The sequence below is a fragment of the Mesobaculum littorinae genome (assembly GCF_004011175.1).
GTDB lineage: Bacteria > Pseudomonadota > Alphaproteobacteria > Rhodobacterales > Rhodobacteraceae > Tranquillimonas > Tranquillimonas littorinae.
Genome location: NZ_RQXX01000001.1, coordinates 827,644 through 849,761, shown reverse-complemented (window position 1 = coordinate 849,761; position 22,118 = coordinate 827,644). Strand labels below are relative to the sequence as shown.

The window sequence follows — 22,118 nt, the reverse complement described above, 5'->3', positions numbered from 1 at the left end:
TCATGCTTGATATCAAAAACCTGCACGTCAAACTTGAAGACGAGGATAAGCAGATCCTCAAGGGTGTCGACCTCAAGGTCGAGGCCGGCAAGGTGCATGCGATCATGGGGCCCAACGGGTCGGGCAAATCAACGCTCAGCTACGTGCTGTCGGGTCGCGCGGGCTACGAGGTGACCGACGGCACCGCGACGCTCGATGGTGAGGACATCCTGGGCATGGAGCCCGAGGAGCGCGCCGCCATCGGCATGTTCCTGGCCTTTCAGTATCCGGTCGAGATCCCCGGTGTCGGCAACATGACCTTCCTGCGCACCGCCGCCAACGCGCAACGCAAGGCGCGCGGCGAACCCGAGCTGAGCGCTGCGGATTTCCTCAAGCTGGTGCGCGAAAAGGCCAAGACCCTTCAGATCGACGCCGACATGCTGAAGCGTCCGGTCAATGTCGGTTTCTCGGGCGGTGAGAAGAAGCGTAACGAGATCCTGCAGATGGCGATGCTCGAACCGCGTATGTGCATCCTGGATGAAACCGACAGCGGGCTGGACGTGGACGCGATGAAGCTGGTGTCGGACGGGGTGAACGCGCTGCGCGATGAAGGCCGCGGATTCCTCGTGATCACGCACTACCAGCGTCTTCTGGACCACATCAAGCCGGACGTCGTGCACATCATGTCCGATGGCCGCATCATCAAGACCGGTGGGCCCGAGCTGGCGCTCGAGGTTGAAAAGAACGGCTATGCGGACCTGAAGTCGGAGGTGGCGTGATGGCACTGCCGAAGGCCAAGGAAGACGCGACGGCCGCGTTGCTGGGCACCCTGCAAATGCCCGACTGCGGCGGATGGTGCCGCGCCGCGCGTGAAGACGCGCTGTCGCGCCTGACCGCCATGGGGCTGCCGCACCGCCGGGATGAATACTGGCGGTTTACCGACCCGGCCAGCCTGATCGTGCCCGAAGTACCGAAGGCGGCGACGCTCGGTGCTGACCCCGAGCCGATGTTCGACCAGATCGAGCGTCTGCGCATCGTCTTCGTCGACGGTGTCTTTTCGCCCGAGCAATCGGACGACCTGACCCTCGCGGGGCTGGAGATCGAGCGTCTGTCCGAGGCGATGACCTCGGACATCCACTGGGCGCGTGACATCTACGGCAAGCTCGAAGTCGAGGCGCAGAGCCCCGTGGCGCGCCCGCTCGCGGCGCTCAACACCGCCTTTGCCAGCGACGGAATCGTGATCCGTGTGACCGGCAAGGTGGAAAAGCCGGTGTCGCTGGTCTATTTGCACGAACGCGACGACTCGCAGGCTATCCTCCACCACATTGTGAAGGTTGAGGCGGAAGCCTCTATTACCATTCTGGAAAATGGTCCCGCCGCGGCGCGGTTCAACAAAGCGATGGAGGTCGATGTCGCGGATCGGGGCGAGTTCCGCCACATCCGCGCTCAGGGGCGTGATCACGAACGTCGGGCAGCCACGCATCTCTTTGGCCGGTTGGGTCAGGAGAGCGTGTTCAAATCCTTCACCCTGACGGTCAACGGCGTCATGACACGCAACGAATGCGTGCTGAATCTGACCGGGGACGATGCTGTGGCCCACGTGGCCGGGGCGGCTGTGGGAGATGGCGACTTTCATCATGACGACACGGTCTTCATCACCCATGGGGGCGAGACCTGCGAAAGCCGCCAAGTCTTCAAGAAGGTTCTGAAGAACGGCGCCGTCGGCGTGTTCCAGGGTAAGATCCTCGTCAAGGACGGCGCGCAGAAGACTGACGGATATCAGATTTCCCAGGCGCTGCTTCTGGACGAGACAAGCCAGTTCCTCGCCAAGCCCGAGCTTGAGATCTACGCCGACGACGTAGCGTGTTCGCATGGGTCGACCACCGGGGCCATCGACGAGGAGGCGCTGTTCTACCTGCGCTCGCGCGGGGTGCCTGATGCCGAGGCCCGCGACCTGCTGATCCTGGCCTTCCTCGCCGAGGCGATCGACGAGATCGACGACACCCGTATCGCCGAAGACCTGATCGGACGTCTCGAAGGCTGGCTGGCCCGGCGCAAGGACGACTGAAGCGGGTGACGCTGCTGGGGGACATCCTGCGCTCGTACCGGTCTCCGGGGCGGGTGCTGCGCCGTCGCATGGCGGGCGAGCGTCGCGAGGCCGCGGCGCTCGCGACGCTTATGCTCGGCTGTGCGCTGATCTACGTGGCGCAATGGCCACGTCTGGCCCGCGCGGCCGAGAGCGACCCGGGCATCGACCTTCAGGCCCGGCTGGCCGGCGCGCTTCTGGCTTGGATTTTCATCGCGCCGCTGCTCTTCTACGGTCTGGCCGCGCTCAGCCACCTTGGCGCACGGGCGTTGGGTGGACGCGGCAGTTTCTTCGCCGCGCGGCTGGCGCTGTTCTGGGCATTGCTGGCCGCGGCCCCGCTCTGGGTGCTCTGGGGGGCGTTGTCTGGGCTGCCTGGCCCGGGCGTCCTGCAGGATGTGGTGGGGATCGCGGCTCTGGTGGCCTTTTTTGGCATCTGGGGCGCCGGTCTTGCCGCCGTCGAGCGCCGCCCCGCCCCTGAAACGTCCGGAGTTTCGCGAACATGAACGGTATCAGTGCCCTGACGTCGCGGATGGGGCAGACACTGCGCGACCCGCGTGGCACCGCGCACGGCCTGATGCAGCTGGGCCTGCCGCGGCCGGTGCTCTGGCAGGCCTTGATCGCGGTCTCCATCGTGTCGACCCTGATCGGCGAGGCGTCGCAGTGGGTGTTCGACATGATTGCCCAACCGGTCACGCCGCTGATGCTGCCCGGCCCGCTGATCTTTGCGATCATGCAGACCGGGCTTCTGGTGGTGACGGTGTGGCTCGTGCTCGGGATCGGACGGGCCTGCGGCGGGCACGGCAGGCTCGAGGACGGGATGATCCTGCTCACATGGCTCGAAGTCCTGCGCATCTGCGTGCAGGCGGTCCAGATTCTCGTATTGCTGCTGTCACCGCTGCTGTCGTCCCTGACCGGCGCCATTGGCCTTTTGGTCATGGCCTGGGTCTTTACCCATTTCGTCGCGGCGATGCACGGCTTCACCTCGCTCATCAAGGTGTTCGCGATGATCGCCGCCAGCTTCGTCGCCGCCGCGTTCGTTCTGTCCATTCTACTGACGCTGGCCGGCGTGCAGGTTATCGAGGTTCCCGCCAATGTATGACGTCACCAAAATCCGCGCCGATTTCCCCATCCTGTCGCGGCAGGCGAACGGCAAGCCGCTGGTCTACCTCGACAATGGCGCCTCGGCGCAGAAACCGCAGGCGGTGATCGACGCGGTGACGAAGGCCTACGCGATGGAATATGCCAATGTGCACCGCGGTCTGCACACCCTGTCAAACATCGCCACCGACAAGTACGAGGCCGTCCGTGGCAAGATCGCCCGCTTCCTGAATGCAGGCAGCGAGGATGAGATCGTGATGAACACCGGCACGACCGAGGGCATCAATCTGATCGCCTATGGCTGGGCGATGCCGCGGCTGGAACCCGGCGACGAGATCGTGCTGAGCGTGATGGAGCATCACGCGAACATCGTGCCATGGCATTTCCTGCGGGAACGTCAGGGCGTGGTGATCAGGTGGGTCGATGTCGACGCGACGGGCGCGCTCGATCCGCAGGCGGTGCTGGACGCGATCGGACCGCGGACGCGGCTTGTTGCCGTCACCCACATGTCGAACGTTCTGGGCACGCGGGTCGACGTGGCCGCGATCTGCGCGGGCGCACGGGAACGGGGCGTGCCGGTTCTGGTCGACGGCAGCCAGGCCGCCGTGCACGGGCCCGTCGACGTGCAGGCCATCGGGTGCGATTTCTACGCCATTACCGGGCACAAGCTTTATGGCCCATCGGGCTCGGGCGGGATCTACATCCGCGCCGACCGGCAGGCCGAGATGCGCCCCTTTATGGGGGGCGGCGACATGATCCGCGAGGTCTCGAAGGACGAGGTCGTCTATGCCGACCCACCGATGAAGTTCGAGGCCGGCACACCCGGCATCGTCGCGCAGATCGGGCTGGGCGCGGCGCTGGACTACATGACCGCGCTGGGGATGGAGAACATCGCCGCGCACGAAGCCGGGCTGCGCGATTACGCCGCCGAGCGTCTGGGGGGGCTGAACTGGGTGCAGGTCCAGGGGACGACGCCGGACAAGGGCGCGATCTTTTCCTTCATGCTGGAGGGGGCCGCGCACCCGCACGACATCTCGACCGTGCTGGACAAGAGCGGCGTCGCCGTGCGCGCGGGGCACCACTGTGCCGGGCCGCTGATGGATCACCTGGGCGTCTCGGCCACCTGCCGCGCGTCCTTCGGGCTTTACAACACCACCGACGAGGTCGACCGCCTGGTCTCGGCGCTGGAGCTGTGTCACGAGCTTTTCGCCTGACGTAACCCGGCGCCCACGATCTGCCCTTTCTGAGACGGCCCGGCCCCCAGGCGCGGGCCGTTTTCACGCGCCGCGCTGCGCAGGCAGCACGTTCGTTGGATCTTTCACGATACGCGAAAGCTGATAATGGATTTCAGGGTATTGTCCCGCGATCCGCGATAGGTCACGCTTGATCCCGGAGGAAGGCCGTCCCCACGGGCGGCGTCAGGGGGGAAGAATGACCAGCGACAGCCGCGATCCATCGCGACTCCGTTCCAATTTCGAAGAGGGTACGTCCCGTTGGGCCGTGCGCCGGGCGCAATGGCGTGCCCTTGGGCTGACCGACGAGGACATGGCCAAGCCCAAGATCGCGGTGGTCAACACCTCGTCGGAAATGGCGATCTGCTTTTCGCATCTCGACGCCATCGCCGAAAAGGCCAAGCAGGCGATCCGCGACGCGGGCGGCCTGCCGTTCGAGATCCGCACCGCGGCGCCGTCGGACTTTATCATCTCGGGCGGACGGGGGGCGACCTACATCCTCCCGACGCGCGACCTGATCGCCAATGACATCGAGGTGCAGGTCGAGGGCGCGCAGCTGGATGGCATGCTGATGCTGACTTCCTGCGACAAGACGGTTCCCGGCCAGCTTATGGCGGCCGCACGGCAAGACATCCCGACCCTGATGGTGATCTGCGGCTACCAGGCCTCGGGCGAGATCGACGGCGAGCATGTCGATATCGAAGAGGTGTTCCTGCACGCGGGCTACCACGCGCAGGGCAACACGAGCTTTGACCGGCTGAAGGAAATGAGCGAACAGGCCATCCGGTCGCCGGGCGTCTGCTCGGGCATGGGCACGGCGAACTCGATGCATTCGGTGACCGAGGGCCTGGGCATGTGCCTGCCGGGGGCCGCCCCCGTGGCCGCGAATTCAGAGCGGATGTGGGACTATGTCGCGCGCTCGGGCGCCCGCATCGTCGACATGGTGTGGGAGGATCTGCGCCCGCGCCACATCATGACCGAAGGCGCCTTTCGCAATGCCGCACGGGTGGACCTGGCGCAGGCGGGATCGATCAACTGCATCAAGCACCTGCAATCCATCGCGGTCGAGGCGGGTGTCGACATCGACATGTGGAAGGTCTTCGACGAAGAGGGCGCGCGCACCCCGGTCCTGACCGCTGTGCGCCCGATAGGTCCGCTGTCTATCGAGGAATTCGACGCCGCGGGCGGGGCGCAGGGCACGATGAAGCGGCTCGAAGCCGTACTCGACACCGACGTCCTGACGGTCACCGGTCAGACGCTGGGCGAGACGCTGAGGGACGTGGTCATCCATGACGACAACGCGATCCGCCCGGTCGACGACCCCTGGGGCGACAAGCCGGCAATCGTGATCCTGAAGGGCACGCTGGCGCCCGAGGCGGGCGTGGTGAAGATCGGCCTGCGCACCCCCGACCGCAAGTTGCAGTTCCGCGGGCCGGCCAAGGTCTACGACGGTTCGGCCGAAGCCGAGGCGGCATTGCTGGCGGGCGAGATTACGCCGGGCGACGTCGTCGTGCTGCGCGGGCAGGGGGTGCGCGGCGGCCCCGGCATGGGCGGTGCCTCGCGGCTCGTTTTCGCGGTCGAAGGGCGCGGCATGGGGCCGGATGTCGCCATCGTAACCGACGGGCAGCTTTCGGGTCTCGTCAACAAGGGCCTCGTCGTGGGCGAGGTGCAGCCCGAGTGGGCCGAGGGCGGCCCAATCGCGCTGGTGCAGGACGGCGACATGATCGCGATCGATGTCGAGGCCAAGACGCTGGATCTCGAGGTGGCCGAGGACGAGCTGGCGCGGCGGCGCGAGGCGTTCCGTCCGCCCGAGCCGACGCAGGATTCGGGCTGGCTCTCGATCTACGAACGCACGGTGCAGCCGCTGTCGCGGGGCGCCACGCTGATGACGGACGCGCGGCGGGGGAACGGCTGATGTCGAACGGAGCCCCCATCAACCCCGCAACCACGATCGTCCGGCACTCGGGCGCGGTGCTGCACCGCGACCTGGACGTCGACCTTTGCGTGATCGGCGCCGGCATCTCGGGCGTGACGACGGCGCTGGAGGCCGCGAAGCTGGGCCAGCGCGTCGCCATCGTCGACGGCTTTCCCGCGCTTGGCGGGCAGGCCGTGAACTCGATCATCGGGACCTTCTGCGGTCTTTACCGCAACGGCACCCACGGACATCGGTTCACCTTCGGCATCGTCGACGACATGCTGGCCTACCTCGACCGCAACGACGCCTGCCACTACCGGCACGGGCCGATGACGACGGTCGTGCACTACAACGAGATCGCGCTTAGCCGCTGGGTCGAGACGTCGATCGACGCGGCCGGCGTGATCCCGGTGACCGGTGCCATCCTGCGCGAGGTGGAAACCGACGGGCGGCGTCTGAACGCGGTGAAGCTGGTCACCCGCTACGGCGACGTGACGATCCGGGCGCAGGGCTTTGCCGACTGTTCGGGCGATGCGGCGCTGGCCTACCTCGCAGGGCTTGAGTGCCGCGAGCCGGACGAGAAGGTCTATGGCTCGCAGCAGGTGGTGGTCGAGGGGCTGGACCCCGACGCCGAACCGCCCTCGCGCGAGGAGCTGACCGCCCGGATCGAGGAGAAGGCCGAGGCCTACGGCCTGATGCGCAAGGGCGGCATCGGCTTCTACTTTCCGGGCAAGACCTATGCCGTGATGAACATGACCCATGTCGAAACCCCGCTCGACCCGATCGAGGCGTCCAAGACGGGGCTTATCGGGAAGGAGCAGGTGGACCGCGGCCTGAAGCTCTTGCGCGAAGAATTCCCGAATGTCTTCGGCAATCTCAGCGTGCGCGCCTACGGGTTCCCCGGCATCCGCCAGACGCGCTGGTTGAAGGCCGTGCATCACATCACCACGGACGAGGTCGTGGGGCAGACGAAATACGACGACGCCATCGCCCGCACCGCCTGGCCGATCGAGCTGCACAATGCGCCCGAAGGCTTTGTCTGGGAGACGTTCGACGAGGATCATACCCACTACGTGCCCTTCGGCGCGATGATCTCGCCCGAGGCCGACAACCTGGTCGCGGTGGGGCGCTGCATCGACGGCGATCCGGCTGCGCTCAGCTCTGTGCGCGTGATGGGGCCCTGCATGGCACAGGCGATGGCGGCGGCCCATGCACTGGACCTCGCGGGGTCGGGGTCTGTGCACCAGCTGGACATCAGGGCGCTGCAGGACCGGGTGTCCGACAACCTGACGCGCACCGACGGTGTGGCGCCATGACATGACGAACGCGACCGCCCCGGGGCCGAGGAGGGGCCGCAGGGCGGATACGCGCCATGCCGGAGCGAACCGGCGTAACGACGACAGCATCGAGGGAGGATACTGATGCGACATACCAAGCTTTTGACGGCCGCCTCGGCCGCGGCTCTTCTGGCGGCGGCGCCCGTCGCGGCCAAGGATCTGGTCTACGGGTCATGGCTGGGGTCGAACAACGCGACCAACACCAACGCGCTGCAACCCTATTTCGACATGGTCCGCGAGGCGACCGACGGCGAGATCAACTGGGAGATGGTGTCGGGCGCACAGCTGGCCAACGGCCCTGCCACGCCCGAGGCGGTGGGCGCCAACATGATGGACGGGGGCATCGTCATGGCACCCTACCAGCCGCGCATGCTGCCCGCGACCAACATGCTCTTCAGCCAGTCGCTGATCGGCGACGACTTCATAGCCGCCACCGGGGCGATGAACGAGGTCATGATGCTGGGCTGTCCGGCCTGCCAGGAGGAGTACGAACGCAACGACGCGGTAGGCTTTGCGGGTTACTCGGTGTCGCCCTACCTCTTCATGTGCCGCGATGATGTCGAGACTATGGAGGACCTGCAGTCCAAGAAGATCCGCGCCTCGGGCGGCGGCGTCGGTATTGTCGAGCTGATGGGCGCGACGCCGGTATCGATGCCGCCGTCGGATGCGACCTCTGCGCTTGAAAGAGGCACCATCGACTGCGTTCTGGGATCGGTCCAGTGGCTGCGCAGCTTCGGCTACATGGACGTGACCGACACCGTGGTCGAGGCCCCCATGGGCATGGGCGGCCCGCCGATCATGATGTACGTCAACCGCGGCGTCTGGGAGGACATGACGCCTGAGCAGCGGCAGGCGCATATCGACCTCGCTCCCGATCTGGTGGCGATGGAGACCTTCGACGCCCAGCTTGCCGAGGATGAAAGCGCCGTGGCCGAAGCCAAGGAGCGTGGCATTACCTTCGTCGAGGGCGGCCAACCCTTCGATGACCTGATGGCCCGGCATGACGAACGGCAGTACCAGCGCAATGCCGACGCGGCGCGCGATGCCGGGGTCGAGGATCCCGAGGCACTGATCGACGCCTATCTTGCCGCCTACGAGAAGTGGAAGGGGATTTCCGAGGAGATCGGTCGCGACCGCGATGCGTTCCGTGACGCCCTTGACCGCGAGATCTATTCCAAGGTCGATCCCGACGAAATGTGACCCGGCGCACCATGTGGTCCGGGCCCGCCACGTGCGCGGGCCCGGCACCTCACTCACCGCCATTTCCGTGATCGCCTTTCCTGACCGGAGGTCCCTCGATGAAACGTCTTCTGATGGCCGCGCTCCTGACCGGGGCCGCCACGCTTCCCGCAACCGCCCCCGCGACCGCCACCGAGCTTGTCTACGGCTCGTGGCTGGGGGTGACGAACAAGACCAACACCGATGCGCTGGTGCCCTATTTCGACATGGTGGCCGAAGCGACCGGCGGCGACATCCAATGGGAGATGATCGGCGGTTCGCAACTGGCCAACGCCTCGGGCACGCCCGAGGCCGTGGGCGCCAACATGATGGACGCGGGCCTCGTGATGGCCCCTTACCAGCCGCGTATGCTGCCCGCGACGAACCTGATCTTTTCGCAGTCGCTGGTGGGCGAGGATCTTCTGGCCTCGGTCGGCGCGATGAATGAAACCCTGATGCTGCATTGCGACGAATGCCATGCGGAGTTCGCGCAGAACGACGCGGTTGGGTTCGCGGGCTACGGCGTGTCACCCTACCTCTTCATGTGCCGCGGTGGCCCGCGGACGATCGACGACCTGCGCCGGATGAAGATCCGCGGCTCGGGCGGCGGCGTGGCGATCATCGAAACCCTCGGCGGCACGCCGATCTCGATGACCGGAAACGAATTCACCGCGGCGATGGAGCGCGGCGCGCTCGACTGCGTCCTGGGCTCGGTCCAGTGGCTGGTCAGCTTCGGGCTGATGGACGTCACCGACACGGTGATCGACGCGCCCATGGGCATGGGCGGCCCGCCGATCATGATGTACGTCAACCGCGGCGTCTGGGAGGACATGACCCCCGAGCAGCGGCAGGCGCATATCGACCACGCACCGGACCTCGTCAGCATGGCGACATTCGACGTGCAGATCCCCGCGGACGAGGCGGCGGTGTCGCAGGCCAAGGAGCAGGGCATCACCTTCATCGAGGGCGGTCCCGAATACGACGCGGTGATGAGCGAGCGGGACGCCACGCAGTACGACCTCAACATCGGGAATGCGCGGGACGCGGGCGTCGAGGCGCCCGAGCCTATCCTCGACGCCTATCTCGCGTCTTTCGATCGCTGGAAGGGGCTGCTGGACGACGAGGGTCGCGACAGCGACACCTTTCGCCGCCTGCTGTGGGACGAGGTTTATTCCAAGGTCGACCCCGACGCCCTGTGATGCCGCGACCTGACGTCGCGACGTGATTTCGCGTCGGCGCCCCACGCATCCGGGGCGCCGCACTTCTTCGCACTCGGAGGCAACATGAACGCCCTCAAACGCCTACTCGACCTCACGGTCACGGGCCTCGCCTGGATCGCCGGCATCGCCACCGCGCTGATGATGCTGCACGTCACGCTCGACGTGTTCATGCGCACCGTGTTCTCCAGCCCGCTGACGGGCACGGTCGAAATCGTCTCGGCCTACCACATGGCGGCACTGGCCTTCCTGCCGCTGGCGCTGATCACCCGCGAACGCGGGCATATCATCGTCGAGCTTTTCACCACCTGGATGAAGTGGCGCCCGCGCACCTTCCTCGATGCCACGGTGGCGATCGTCACGGTCATCTACACCGCCGTCTTCACCTGGAAGGCGATCGAGATCGCCATCGACAAGACCCACATCCGCGAAGCCAAGGAGGCGGGCGTGGGCTTTGTCGAGATCTGGCCGTCGCGCTGGGTCGTCGCGCTCGGCTTCGGGCTGATGACGATCTACGTCGCGATCAACCTCGTGCAGGACTACCGCAACGCCGCCCGCAACACGCCCCCGCCCGACGACGGCGGCGGCATCGATATCCCTGAAACGGAGGAACAGCTGTGAGTCCCGAACTTCTGGGCTTCGGCAGTCTCGCCCTGGTGCTGCTGCTGATCGCCGTCCGCATGCCCATCGGTGTGGCCCTGGGCGTGGCAGCCTTCGCCGGCTTTACCATCCTGCGCAACGAACGCGTGGCCTTCGCGGTAATGCAGCAGACCCCGTTCGAGGTCGCCGCGAACTGGGGCCTGTCGGCCATTCCGATGTTCATCCTGATGGGCGCCATCGCCCATGCCAGCGGCATTTCCGAGGCGCTGTTCCGATGCGCCCGCCTTTGGCTGTCCGGCCTGCCGGGTGGCCTGGCCGTGGCCACCAACTTTGCCTCCGCGGGCTTCGCCGCCGCGTCGGGGTCGTCGGTCGCGACCTCGGCCACCATGGGCCGGCTTGCGATCCCGCAGATGCTGAAGGCGGGCTATGCACCGTCGCTGGCCTGCGGCGTCGTCGCCTCGTCCGGCACCCTCGGCGCGCTGATCCCGCCGTCGATCATGTTCGTGATCTACGGCGTGTTCGCCGAGGTCTCGATCACCAAGCTGCTGATCGCGGGGGTGATGCCGGGGGTGCTGACGGCCGTGGTCTACACGATCATGATCGTCGGGCGCTGCTGGCTGGACCCGTCGGTCGCGCCGCCGATCAAGCAGGAGGTGGACCGCAGCGAGCTGTGGCGCGAACGCTGGCGGTCGCTGGCGCCGGTCTGGCCGCTGCTGCTGCTTATCTTCGGCATCATCGGCGGGCTTTACGGCGGCGTCGTCACGCCGACCGAAGCCGGCGCTGCGGGTGCGTTCCTGGCCTGCATCATCGCCGCCGTGCAGCGGCGCCTGACCTTCGCGGTGTTCCAGGAGAGCATCATGGAGGCGGTGAAGACCACCGCGCAGCTGTTCTTCGTGGCCTATGGCGCGGTGATGTACACCAAGTTCCTGGCCCTCGTCGGCCTGCCGGGAATGATGGCGGCGATGATGGGGTCCTGGGCGCTGGATCCGGTGCTGCTGCTGCTCGCGATCTCGATCATCTACGTGATCCTCGGCATGTTCCTCGATCCGCTGGGGGTTCTGCTTCTGACCCTGCCCATCGTTCAGCCGATGTTCGAGGCCCTGGGCCTCGACCCGATCTGGTTGGGGGTGATCGTAGTGAAGTATATCGAGATCGGGCTTCTGACGCCGCCCGTCGGCTTTAACGCCTATGTCGTGAAGAATGTAGTGGGCGACAAGATCCCGCTCGACACCATCTTCCGCGGGATCGGTTGGTTCCTCGCCTGCGAGGTCGTGGTGATGTTCCTGATCCTGACCTTCCCGCAGATTTCGCTGTGGTTGCCGAACTCGATGAACTGACGCAGGCCCATAACGGATCAGCCCGGGGGCGCCGCGGAAGCGGCGCCCCTTTTTGCGTCCGGCGGAGGGGCGGTGCCCTGGGTCGCACCCCGGCAGGGAACCGGAGCGACGCTGGGTCGTTACACGTCGCCCCGCGGGTGTGCGGGGCGGACGAGGGGGAACCATGCAGATCTTCCGCTGCCCGAGCTGTGGCGAACGGGCCTATTTCCACAACCTGCGCTGCGGCTCCTGCGGGACGGACATCGCTTTCGACCCTGGCGCGCAGGAAATGGTCACCGGCGTCGACATGTGCGACAACCGCGACAAGATCGGCTGCAACTGGCAGGCCGAATATGTCGGCGGCGGGCTCTGCCGGTCCTGTGCGATGACCGAGGTTGTGCCGGACACGCTGGTGCAGGACAACGTCGCGCTCTGGTCGCAGGCCGAGCTGGCCAAGCGATGGGTTCTGGCGAACCTCGCGCGCTGGCACTGGTTCGACGAGGTCGATGCCGGCCCCAAGCCCAGGTTCCACCTGATGAGCGAACACACGCGGCGCGGCGACGAAAATGTCGTGATGGGCCATGACATGGGACTCGTCACCATCAACGTGACCGAGGCCGATCCCGTCGAACAGGTGCGCCGCCAACAGGAGCTTGGCGAAAGCTACCGCACGATGATCGGCCATTTCCGGCACGAGCTGGCCCATTACCTGCAGGTCCGGCTGGCCGAAACACCCGGCTTCCTCGACGAGTTTCGCGCCATGTTCGGGGATGAGACGGCGGATTACGGCGCCGCGCTTGGGCGGCATTACGACAGCGGTCCGCCTGCCGACTGGGCCGAGCGGTTCGTGACGCCCTATGCCTCGGCCCACCCGCACGAGGACTGGGCCGAGACGGTCGCGCACCTTCTGCATCTGACCGACATCGTCGACAGCGCCGCCGCCGTGGGGCTGGATGACGAGGGCGACACGCATCCGCCCGGCGACGCCTACGCGATGAAGGATGCCGAGGCGCTGATCGCGCGGGGCGCCGATCTGGGTCTGGCCTTCAACCACGTGAACCGCTCCATGGGGCTGGACGATCTCTATCCCTTCGTGCTGCCTGCGGCCGTGCACGAAAAGCTGGCCTTCGCCCATCGGCACCTGAACCCCTGACCCCCGGCATATGCCCTGCCGCGGGAAGCCGGGCAGGGCGGTCGTCTCTGGCGCGACCGGAACATGCGCCGGGGACACGCAGCGTTAACCATCTTCGTGCAGGACTGACGTGGCCATTGCCGCGGAACCTTTGCGCGCCTAGCTTGGAGCGGTTTCAGCAGGGACAGGAATCATGACCTACTGCGTTGGCCTGCTTCTGGATGCGGGCATCGTGCTTTTGTCGGACACCCGCACCAACGCCGGGCTCGACAACATCTCGTGCTATCGCAAGATGTTCACCTTCAACCGTCCCGGCGACCGCGTCATCGCGATCCTGACGGCGGGCAGCCTGTCGACGACACAGACGACCCTGGCGCGGCTTTCCGACGCCATCGACGATCCCGAAAGCGACACGCCCTCGATCATGGAGGCCGAAACCATGCTCGAGGTGGCCGAGATCGTGGGATCGACCCTGTCGCGGACGGCGGGCGACATCGCCAACAAGATGAACGGGATGAGCCAGATGGCCTCGGCCACGCTGATCGTCGCGGGGCAGCGGCGCGGCGGCGCGATGCGGCTGTTCCTCGTCTACCCCGAGGGCAACTTCATCGAGGCGACGCGCGACACCCCGTTCCTGCAGATCGGCGAGCACAAGTACGGCAAGCCGATCCTCGACCGGGTGATCCGCCCCGAGACGACCCTGGCCGAGGCGCAGAAGGCCGCGCTTTTGTCGATGGATTCGACTCTCAGGTCGAACCTCAGCGTCGGCATGCCGCTCGACATGATGGTGATCGAGCGGGACGCGCTGGACATCGCCGTGTCGCGGCGGATCGAAGCCGAGGATCCCGTCTACCGCCAGATGTCGAGCGACTGGTCCGAGGCGTTGCGCGACGCCTTCCGGCAGATCCGCATCTGATGCCGGTTGCGGCCCTCGGGTCCGTCCGGTCCGTCCCCGGCATCGATCCCATCGCAATCGCTTGACCCCGCCCGGCGGTAGCGTATCAGACGGCCCGACAGGCAGGGAGAGGCGCATGCGGTTTGTTCGGTTCGGCCCCCGGGGCGAAGAAAAGCCCGGGGTGATCGATGATGACGGGCAGCTGCGCGATCTGTCGGCCCAGGTGGCTGACCTCTCGGGCGAGGTGCTGGCGCGCCTGACCCGGCTCGACGTCAGGGCCGCTCCCGTGGTCGCCGACAGCCCCCGGCTGGGCGTTCCCGTGGCGGGGGTGGGCAAGATCGTCTGCGTCGGCATGAACTACTCGGACCATGCGCGCGAGAACGGAATGCAGCCCCCGCGCGAACCCATCCTGTTTCTCAAGGCGACGACCGCGCTTTGCGGGCCCACGGATCCGATCATCCGGCCGCTTGGATCCGAGATGCTGGATTGGGAGGTCGAGCTGGGCGCCGTCATCTCGCGCCGCACGAGGTATGTCGACGAGGCGCAGGCGCTGGACCACGTGGCGGGTTACGTGGCGATCAACGACCTGTCCGACCGGTCTTACCAGCTGGAGCGGGCTGGCCAGTGGACCAAGGGCAAATCGGCAGACAGCTTTGCCCCCGTGGGCCCTTGGCTGGTGCCGCCGCGCGACGCGGGCGACCCGCAGGACCTGGCGCTCAGGCTGTGGGTCAACGGCGTGCTGCGGCAGGACGGCAGCAGCGCGCGGATGATCTTTCCCGTGGCACGGCTGGTCAGCTATGCCAGCCAGTTCATGACGCTTGAGCCCGGCGACATCCTCGCGACCGGCACCCCCAAGGGGGTGGGCATGGGGCAGCGCCCGCCGGTCTACCTCGTCCCCGGCGACGTGGTCGAACTTGAGGTCGAAGGTCTGGGACGCCAGCGCCAGGTGGTCGAGGACGAGCCGGCCGCCTGAGCCGACCGTCCGACTGCCCTGCCAGACGGTGCCCTGATGGCGCGCCGTCTGGGCGCCGGTCAGGTGTCGGGCGCGCCTGCGCCCCGATCCTCGGGCCCGTCCTGTGCTGCCGCCCGGAAATGCGCCCCGGCCGCGGCGAAAAAGGCCGCGCGGGCCTCGGGCGTCTCCATCATCACCTCGTGCCGCCCCCCTTCGACCAGCGTCAGCCGGCCGCCGGGCCAGCGCTGCATCCGGTCGTGGATCGCGGCGGGATCGACGATGCCCTCGTCGCCGCCCAGGAAGGTCAGCGCCGGCACTGAGGGCGAGGGCTGCCGGTCCAGCCAGCGGCATTCCTTCAACGCCTCGGAGACCCAGTGCAGCGACGGGCCGCCGAGCGCCAGCTCGGGATGCGTCGCAGTCTGGGTCGCCATGTAGTCGAACATCGCGCGGTCGCGGGTCAGCAAATTCTTTTCGAAGGGCGAGACGTTCACGTAGGAATTGCCCGAGGTTCCGGGCGTATAGCGATCACCCAGCCCAAGGCTGCGCATTCCCCACGACAGCGTCCAGGCCAGCGGGCGCAGCGCGGCGGCAACGCCGATGCCCCACATCGGCGCGGTAAAGACGGCCGAGGCGACGGGCAGACACTCGGTCAGCGCGCGCAACCCGATGGCGCCGCCCATCGAATGGGCGACGAGGTGATAGGGTTTCGGCATGTCCAAATACCGCAGTGCCGTCATCATCGCGGCGACATCGGTCTGGTAGTCGCCGAAATCCAGAACGTGTCCCGACAGGGCCTCGTGCCCCAGCCGGTCGGCCAGTCCCTGGCCGCGCCAGTCCATAGCGATGCTGGAATATCCCAGTTTGGCGAATTCCGCGGCGGCGTCGCCGTATTTCTCGATATACTCGGTGCGGCCGGGAAAGATCAGAACCGTCCCGGCCGTACCTGTCCGCCAGTGCCCCATGCGCAGCCGAACCCCGTCGCGCGTTTCAAGCCAGACCGCGGCGCCGCAGTCCGGCCCCTGCGCCACATCTGCATGATAGGGTGCCGCGGGCAGGGCTGAGGCCGCCGCTGCGGGCGGATTGGCGTGGGGCCTGGGCATGCGCGGCAACTCAGCTCAGCGCCGAGCCCAGTTTCATCGCGGTGCCCATGTCGCCGTCGATCTTCAGCTGGCCGGACATGAAGGCCGAGGTCGGGTTCAGCGCGCCCGACATCATCTGCTGAAACGTGTCGGCGTCAGCGGTCATGGTGACGTCGGTCTCGTCGTCGCCTTCGCGCGCGCCCCCGCCGTCCAGCACGATGCTGCCCTCGTCGAGGATCACGAACTTGGCCGAGCCGTCGAAGCTGCCGCCGGTCTTTTCGTTCAGGGCCGCCACGGCGGCCGGGATCACGTCGCTCATCAGGTCTCCTCCTCGGGGTGTCCGGGCCGCGCCCGGGGATATCTTCGATGTGAACGCACGACGCCTTACCTGCGGCGCACGTCTTTGGTAGAGTGGGGTCGTTATGGGTGCACGGCCAGACTTACTCAAATATTTCGCTGCGGCATTTCTGGCCGCGAGCTGTCTGACGCCTGCCGTCCTGCCGGACCGAGCCCTTTCTCAGATTGCACCGACCGACGGGGCGACGGAGGATGCGCCCGCCGCGGGCTCCACCGCGGCGGATGGGTCCAAGGCGGGCGAGCCGCGGACTGAGGCCGCGCCGGAGGTGGGGCCTGAGGCCGGGGCCACCGCAACGCCATCGCCCGACCCGGCCCCGGGGGCCGACCCGGATGTGCTGGACGGCCTGTTCGAGGATCTGCGCACCGCCGAACCTGCCGAGGTCGACGCGATCGAGGGGCAGATCTGGACCGAATGGTCGAAAAGCGGGTCCGCGGCGATGGACCTCCTGCTCGACCGTGGGCGCGAGGCGATGGACAACCTCGACACCGTGGCGGCGATCGACCATTTCTCGGCCCTGATCGACCACGCGCCCGGTTTTGCCGAGGCCTATAATGCCCGCGCGACCGCCTTCTACGTGGATGGCCGCTATGGCGAATCGCTTGAGGATCTTCGCGTCGCGCTCAGCCTCAACCCCCGCCATTTCGGAGCGATCACGGGCCTGGCCATCATCTTCGAGGACCTCGAACGCCCCGAGGAGGCGCTCGAGGCGTGGTATAAGGTGCGGGAGCTCAGCCCCGGACAGCCCGCCGCCCATGATGCGATCACGCGGCTTGAACTTCAGGTTCTAGGCTCGGAAATCTGAACATCCCGATCGGCACGACACGCAGGACCGACCGCGCCATGGAACGCTGCCGGGGGCGCGGGGTTGTTGGCCGGCCCGCGATCGGGTTATGTCGCAGCGGAACGCGAGGCGCACGAAGATGACAGCCGAACAGGGCCGCATCACGGCCGTCCTTGGACCCACCAACACGGGCAAGACGCATTACGCGATCGAGCGGATGCTGGGCTACAAGTCCGGCATCATCGGTCTGCCGCTGCGGCTTCTGGCGCGCGAGGTCTACGACCGCATCGTCGCGCTGCGCGGCCCCCGCGTGGTGGCGCTGGTGACCGGCGAAGAGCGCATCGTCCCCGAGCGCACCGCCTACTGGGTCTGCACGGTCGAGGCGATGCCGCAGGGCCTGGGCTGCGATTTCCTTGCCGTGGACGAGATCCAGCTATGTGCCGACCCCGAGCGCGGGCATGTCTTTACCGAGCGTCTGCTCAATTCGCGCGGCCGCTACGAGACGCTGTTCCTGGGCTCGGACACGATGCGGCAGGCCATCGCGGCCCAGGTGCCGCGGGCCCAATTCCTGCGGCGCGAGCGATTTTCTGAACTGACCTATACCGGCGCGAAAAAGATCAGCCGGATGCAGCCCCGGTCGGCGATCGTCGGCTTCTCGGTCGAAAACGTCTACGCCATCGCGGAACTGCTGCGGCGCCAGAAGGGGGGCGCAGCGGTGGTGATGGGCGCGCTGTCCCCGCGCACCCGCAACGCCCAGGTCGAGATGTACCAGAACGGCGATGTCGATTTCCTCGTCGCGACGGATGCGATCGGCATGGGGCTGAACCTCGACATCAAGCACATCGCTTTTTCCTCGACGCGCAAGTTCGACGGGCGGCGGATGCGCGATCTGGCCCCGAACGAACTGGCGCAGATCGCGGGCCGGGCAGGGCGGCACACGGCCTCGGGCACCTTCGGCGTAACGGGCGAGGCACCGCCCATGCCCGACGAGGTGGTCGAGGCGATCACCACCCATTCCTTCACCCCGATCCGTAAGCTGCAGTGGCGCAACGACCGGCTGAACCTGTCCTCGACCGCAGCGCTGATCGCATCGCTTGAAAAGGGGTGCGAGGATCAGTGGCTGACCCGGGCTCGGGAAGCCGACGATCTGGCCGCGCTGAAGACGCTGTCGGAAATCCCCGAGATCCGCGAACGCGCGGTGGGCCCGAAATCCGTGGGTCTTCTGTGGGATGTCTGCCGCATTCCCGACTTTCGCGGCATCTCGGGCGGGGAGCATGCCGGGATGCTGGAGCGGATCTTCGGCTTTCTCCACGAATGGGGACGGGTGCCCGACGACTGGCTGGCGCGGCAGGTCAAGCGGATCGATCGAACCGATGGCGACATAGATGCGTTGTCGAAACGGTTGGCATATATCCGCACGTGGACCTATGTCGCGCAGCGCAAGGGCTGGGTGGATGACGAAACGCATTGGCGCGGCGCGACCCGCGATGTAGAAGACCGCTTGTCCGATGCGCTGCATGGCGCGTTGACGCAGCGGTTCGTCGACCGGCGGACCTCGGTGCTGTTGCGCCGTCTGAAGCAGAAGGAGGGCCTGGTGGCCGAGGTGAACGACAAGGGCGAAGTGACCGTCGAAGGCGAATTCGTGGGCAAGCTGGAAGGCTTCCGTTTTCGGCAGGACAAGAGCGGATCGCCGGACGAGGCGAAGACGCTTGCGCAGGCATCTTTGCAGGCTTTGCGGCCCGAATTCCACCTGCGTGCCGACCGGTTTTACAACGCCCCCGACACCCAGATCGACTTTACCGAGCAGGGTGGCCTGATGTGGGGCGACACTGCGGTGGGCAAGCTGGTGACCGGGTCCGAGCCGATGAAGCCCGGGGTCGAGGTGTTCGTCGATGACGAAGCGGGGCCCGAGGTCGCCCAGAAGGTTCAACGCCGCCTGCAGCATTTCATCGACCGCAAGGTCGCGACCCAGTTCGAGCCGCTGATGGCGATGAGCCGGGACGAGACGCTGACGGGACTTGCCCGTGGTTTCGCCTTCCGCCTGATCGAGGGTCTGGGCCTGCTGCGCCGGGCCGAGATCGCGGCCGAGGTCAAGGAGCTCGACCAGTCGGCCCGCGGCGCCCTGCGCAAGCATGGCGTGCGCTTCGGCCAGTTCACTATCTTCCTGCCCGCGCTGCTGAAGCCCGCGCCGACGCGCCTCAGGCTGGTTCTGTGGTCGCTTGCCAAGGGGTTCGACCAGTTCCCCGAAAGCCCGCCGCCGGGCCTCGTGACGATCCCGGTCGTCGATGGCATGCCCGAGGGCAGCTACCTGATGTCCGGCTATACCGTGGCCGGTGCGCGGGCGATCCGCATCGATATGCTTGAACGTCTGGCCGACATGCTGCGCGGTCAGGACAGCCGGGCAGGGTTCGAGGCGACGCCTGACATGCTGTCGATTACCGGCCTGACGCTGGAGCAATTCGCCGACCTGATGGCGGGTCTTGGCTACAAGGCCGAGAAAGGCGAGCGCCAGAAGGCGAAAGCCCCGGTTGCAGCCCGTACCGGCGGACAGGAGGGGGCAGAGGCCCCCGCTACGGCCGCGCCCGAGGGCGCTGACGCCTCTGCCGGCGACGCCCCCGCGGCCCAAGCGCCCGCGACAGACACCCCGGGCGCCGCGCCCGAGGCCGCTTTGCGAGAGGGAGGAGAGCCCATGCAGACCACGGCCAGCGACATCCCCGATCCCCAGCCCGTCGAACTGCCCGATCCCGGGCCGGTCGATGTGCCGGACCCCGGCGGCCCGGCGGAAACACCGCCCGAACCGCCGCAAGAGACGCCTGCCGGACAGCCGGGCGAAGGTACGCCCACGCCGCCGCAAGAGATGCCCGGCGAGGATCATGTCGCCTCCGCCGCCGAAACCGCGTCGGAACCCGAGATCGAGACTTTCTACACCTTCACTTGGTCCGGCAATCGCGGTCGCCGCGACGGCGCTCGCCAGGGGCGCGGCAAAGGCGGGCGGTCCGATCGCAAGGACGGCGCCGCCAAAGAGGCGCAGGGTCGTGGCGGCGATCGCAAGGACGCGCGCGGGCAGGGTGGCAAGCGCAAGGGCGGCAAGCCCCAGCGCGACGAGGGGGCCAAGACCTATCAGGCCCGTCCGCCACGCAAGGAAAAGCAGATCGACCCGGACAACCCGTTCGCCGCTGCGCTGATGGGCCTCAAGGACAACAAGTCCTGAGCGCGGCGTGACCGCGGATCGCACCGGGCGCGCCCGTCACAAGGGCGCAGAGGCGCAGGGGCACGCCCCCTCGCCCCAAGCGGACGGCCCGCGGGAAACCATCCGCATCGACAAATGGCTGTGGTTCGCGCGATTCTTCAAGACGCGCGGACTGGCGGCCAAGGTCGTGGGCGGCGGGCACGTCCGCGTCAACGGTACCCGCATCGCGAAGCCGGCGGTCGCCGTCGGACCGGGCGATGTTCTGACCTTTCCGCAGGCCGACCGGATCCGGGTCGTGAGCGTCCTCGCGCCCGGCACGCGCCGCGGCCCCGCGCCCGAGGCGCAGGCGCTATATGATGATATGAGCCCGCCCCCCGAACCGCGCGTTCCGCAAAACCCCCGGTACGAAGGAAAGGGACGCCCGACGAAGAAGGATCGGCGGGACGCGCTTTCCAAGTCGCCTGCGAAGTGGCCGGGGACGCTTGAATGATCCCGGGGGCTCGTCTAGGTCAGACACAGCCAGAGAAGACGGATCCCCCTCATGACCTACGTCGTCACCGATAACTGCATCGCCTGCAAATACACCGACTGTGTCGAAGTCTGCCCGGTGGATTGCTTCTACGAGGGCGAGAACATGCTGGTGATCCACCCCGACGAATGTATCGATTGCGGCGTGTGCGAACCCGAATGCCCCGCCGATGCGATCCGCCCGGACACCGAGCCGGACATGGAGAACTGGGTGGAGTTCAACCGCAAGTACTCCGAGGCCTGGCCGGTGATCATCACCAAGAAGGACGAGCTTCCCGAGGCGAAAGAGCGGGATGGCGAGACCGGCAAGCTTGAGAAATATTTCTCCGAGGCGCCCGGCGAAGGTGGCTGATACCGCGTCGCTGCGCCGCCCTGTCGGGCCCCAGTGGGGAAGACGGCGGCGCAGTATGACGCCATGTTAACAATCACGCTACACTCCCCTTTCCGAAAGGGGAAAAATTTGCTATGTACAGCGCAAGCCGCCGTGATGGTGGCAGGTGCGGGCTGCTGCCGACCGACATCGTCGGAGCCCGCGTTGACAGCGATGGGACCTAGCGCGACGGGGTATTCGACACACCCGGCGCCTTTCCTGTCGCCAAGCGTCTGGGGCCTTTCTAGGAAGCTGTCTGTATGAGCAAAGCCAAGAAATCCGAATTCCGTCCTAACGACTATGTCGTCTATCCGGCGCATGGCGTCGGACAGATCATGTCGATCGAAAGCCAGGAAATCGCCGGCATCTCGCTGGAACTTTTCGTGATCTCCTTCGAGAAGGACAAGATGACGCTTCGGGTGCCGACCCACAAGGCGACCGAGGTCGGCATGCGCTCGCTCAGCTCGCCCGACGTGGTGTCCAAGGCGATGACCACGCTCAAGGGTAAGGCCAAGGTGAAAAAGGCCATGTGGTCGCGCCGGGCTCAGGAATACGAGCAAAAGATCAACTCGGGCGACCTGATCTCGATCGCCGAGGTCGTGCGCGACCTGCACCGCACCGACGACCAGCGGGAACAAAGCTACTCGGAACGCCAGCTTTACGAAGCCGCGCTTGAGCGGCTGACGCGTGAGATTGCCGCTGTGACCGGGGGGGACGAGACCTCGGCCCAGAAGCAGATCGACGAGGTGCTGATGGGGCGCGCTGCCGCCGCCTGATCCGGTCCGGCCCGATCGATCGCGGCCTTCGACCCGACCTGTTCAACCGCCGTCCCGCA

Annotated in this window: 21 protein-coding genes; 19 read left to right on the top strand and 2 right to left on the bottom strand. The window is 66.8% G+C overall.

What is annotated here, in order from left to right; genetic code table 11:
- Window positions 1–2: 2 nt before the first annotated feature.
- The 14 genes from sufC to EKE94_RS03825 all read left to right on the top strand — a co-directional run bounded on the left by sufC (window position 3) and on the right by EKE94_RS03825 (window position 14,998).
- Window positions 3–758, top strand: coding sequence for a Fe-S cluster assembly ATPase SufC (gene sufC / locus EKE94_RS03890; RefSeq protein ID WP_127905264.1), 756 nt, complete (start codon window positions 3–5; stop codon window positions 756–758).
- The gene (gene sufD / locus EKE94_RS03885) at window positions 758–2,047 is read left to right on the top strand and encodes a Fe-S cluster assembly protein SufD (protein ID WP_127905263.1); all 1,290 of its coding nucleotides are present in this window, start codon (window positions 758–760) and stop codon (window positions 2,045–2,047) included. Before sufC ends, sufD begins: the two co-directional genes overlap by 1 nt.
- 5 nt (window positions 2,048–2,052) lie before the next feature.
- Window positions 2,053–2,568, top strand: coding sequence for a YIP1 family protein (locus tag EKE94_RS03880; RefSeq protein ID WP_127905262.1), 516 nt, complete (start codon window positions 2,053–2,055; stop codon window positions 2,566–2,568).
- Window positions 2,565–3,164, top strand: coding sequence for a YIP1 family protein (locus EKE94_RS03875; RefSeq protein WP_127905261.1), 600 nt, complete (start codon window positions 2,565–2,567; stop codon window positions 3,162–3,164). Before EKE94_RS03880 ends, EKE94_RS03875 begins: the two co-directional genes overlap by 4 nt.
- Window positions 3,157–4,377, top strand: a complete 1,221-nt coding sequence (locus EKE94_RS03870; RefSeq protein WP_127905260.1) for a cysteine desulfurase — start codon at window positions 3,157–3,159, stop codon at window positions 4,375–4,377. Before EKE94_RS03875 ends, EKE94_RS03870 begins: the two co-directional genes overlap by 8 nt.
- A gap of 217 nt (window positions 4,378–4,594) precedes the next feature.
- Window positions 4,595–6,310: a dihydroxy-acid dehydratase gene (ilvD, locus tag EKE94_RS03865; protein ID WP_127905259.1), complete on the top strand. Its 1,716-nt coding sequence runs from the start codon at window positions 4,595–4,597 to the stop codon at window positions 6,308–6,310.
- On the top strand, window positions 6,310–7,626 hold the full coding sequence (locus EKE94_RS03860) for an FAD-dependent oxidoreductase (RefSeq protein ID WP_127905258.1): 1,317 nt from the start codon (window positions 6,310–6,312) through the stop codon (window positions 7,624–7,626). The genes ilvD and EKE94_RS03860 overlap by 1 nt, the downstream gene beginning before the upstream one ends.
- A gap of 105 nt (window positions 7,627–7,731) precedes the next feature.
- Window positions 7,732–8,847 (top strand): C4-dicarboxylate TRAP transporter substrate-binding protein, encoded by a 1,116-nt coding sequence (locus EKE94_RS03855; RefSeq protein WP_127905257.1) that lies wholly within the window; start codon window positions 7,732–7,734, stop codon window positions 8,845–8,847.
- Window positions 8,848–8,945: 98 nt separating this feature from the next.
- A complete protein-coding gene (locus EKE94_RS03850) occupies window positions 8,946–10,064 on the top strand; it encodes a type 2 periplasmic-binding domain-containing protein (protein WP_127905256.1) in 1,119 nt (372 codons plus the stop codon).
- Window positions 10,065–10,148: 84 nt separating this feature from the next.
- Window positions 10,149–10,703, top strand: a complete 555-nt coding sequence (locus EKE94_RS03845) for a TRAP transporter small permease (RefSeq protein ID WP_127905255.1) — start codon at window positions 10,149–10,151, stop codon at window positions 10,701–10,703.
- A complete protein-coding gene (locus EKE94_RS03840; protein ID WP_127905254.1) occupies window positions 10,700–12,019 on the top strand; it encodes a TRAP transporter large permease in 1,320 nt (439 codons plus the stop codon). Before EKE94_RS03845 ends, EKE94_RS03840 begins: the two co-directional genes overlap by 4 nt.
- 163 nt (window positions 12,020–12,182) lie before the next feature.
- Window positions 12,183–13,151 carry a zinc-binding metallopeptidase family protein gene (locus EKE94_RS03835; protein ID WP_127905253.1) on the top strand — a complete coding sequence of 323 codons (969 nt, stop codon included), beginning with the start codon at window positions 12,183–12,185 and terminating at the stop codon, window positions 13,149–13,151.
- A 172-nt stretch (window positions 13,152–13,323) separates the two neighbouring features.
- Window positions 13,324–14,046 (top strand): peptidase, encoded by a 723-nt coding sequence (locus tag EKE94_RS03830; RefSeq protein ID WP_127905252.1) that lies wholly within the window; start codon window positions 13,324–13,326, stop codon window positions 14,044–14,046.
- A gap of 115 nt (window positions 14,047–14,161) precedes the next feature.
- Window positions 14,162–14,998 carry a fumarylacetoacetate hydrolase family protein gene (locus EKE94_RS03825; protein WP_127905251.1) on the top strand — a complete coding sequence of 279 codons (837 nt, stop codon included), beginning with the start codon at window positions 14,162–14,164 and terminating at the stop codon, window positions 14,996–14,998.
- Between the two features lie 59 nt (window positions 14,999–15,057).
- On the opposite strand, the gene EKE94_RS03820 is transcribed toward EKE94_RS03825, so the two are convergent.
- Together EKE94_RS03820 and EKE94_RS03815 are read right to left on the bottom strand one after the other, a co-directional pair.
- Entirely contained in the window at window positions 15,058–16,077 is a 1,020-nt protein-coding gene (locus EKE94_RS03820) for an alpha/beta fold hydrolase (RefSeq protein ID WP_235855883.1), read from the bottom strand.
- Window positions 16,078–16,087: 10 nt separating this feature from the next.
- Window positions 16,088–16,375 (bottom strand): SCP2 sterol-binding domain-containing protein, encoded by a 288-nt coding sequence (locus EKE94_RS03815; protein ID WP_127905250.1) that lies wholly within the window; start codon window positions 16,373–16,375, stop codon window positions 16,088–16,090.
- 304 nt (window positions 16,376–16,679) lie between these two features.
- Between EKE94_RS03815 and EKE94_RS18595 the strand changes: the two genes are divergently transcribed.
- The 5 genes from EKE94_RS18595 to EKE94_RS03790 all read left to right on the top strand — a co-directional run bounded on the left by EKE94_RS18595 (window position 16,680) and on the right by EKE94_RS03790 (window position 22,059).
- On the top strand, window positions 16,680–17,216 hold the full coding sequence (locus EKE94_RS18595; RefSeq protein ID WP_235855882.1) for a tetratricopeptide repeat protein: 537 nt from the start codon (window positions 16,680–16,682) through the stop codon (window positions 17,214–17,216).
- A 118-nt stretch (window positions 17,217–17,334) separates the two neighbouring features.
- Entirely contained in the window at window positions 17,335–20,406 is a 3,072-nt protein-coding gene (locus tag EKE94_RS03805; RefSeq protein ID WP_127905249.1) for a helicase-related protein, read from the top strand.
- A gap of 100 nt (window positions 20,407–20,506) precedes the next feature.
- Window positions 20,507–20,875: an RNA-binding S4 domain-containing protein gene (locus EKE94_RS03800; protein WP_127905465.1), complete on the top strand. Its 369-nt coding sequence runs from the start codon at window positions 20,507–20,509 to the stop codon at window positions 20,873–20,875.
- 51 nt (window positions 20,876–20,926) lie between these two features.
- The gene (gene fdxA, locus EKE94_RS03795) at window positions 20,927–21,265 is read left to right on the top strand and encodes a ferredoxin FdxA (RefSeq protein WP_127905248.1); all 339 of its coding nucleotides are present in this window, start codon (window positions 20,927–20,929) and stop codon (window positions 21,263–21,265) included.
- A 278-nt stretch (window positions 21,266–21,543) separates the two neighbouring features.
- Window positions 21,544–22,059 (top strand): CarD family transcriptional regulator, encoded by a 516-nt coding sequence (locus EKE94_RS03790; protein WP_127905247.1) that lies wholly within the window; start codon window positions 21,544–21,546, stop codon window positions 22,057–22,059.
- The last annotated feature ends 59 nt before the right edge of the window (window positions 22,060–22,118 follow it).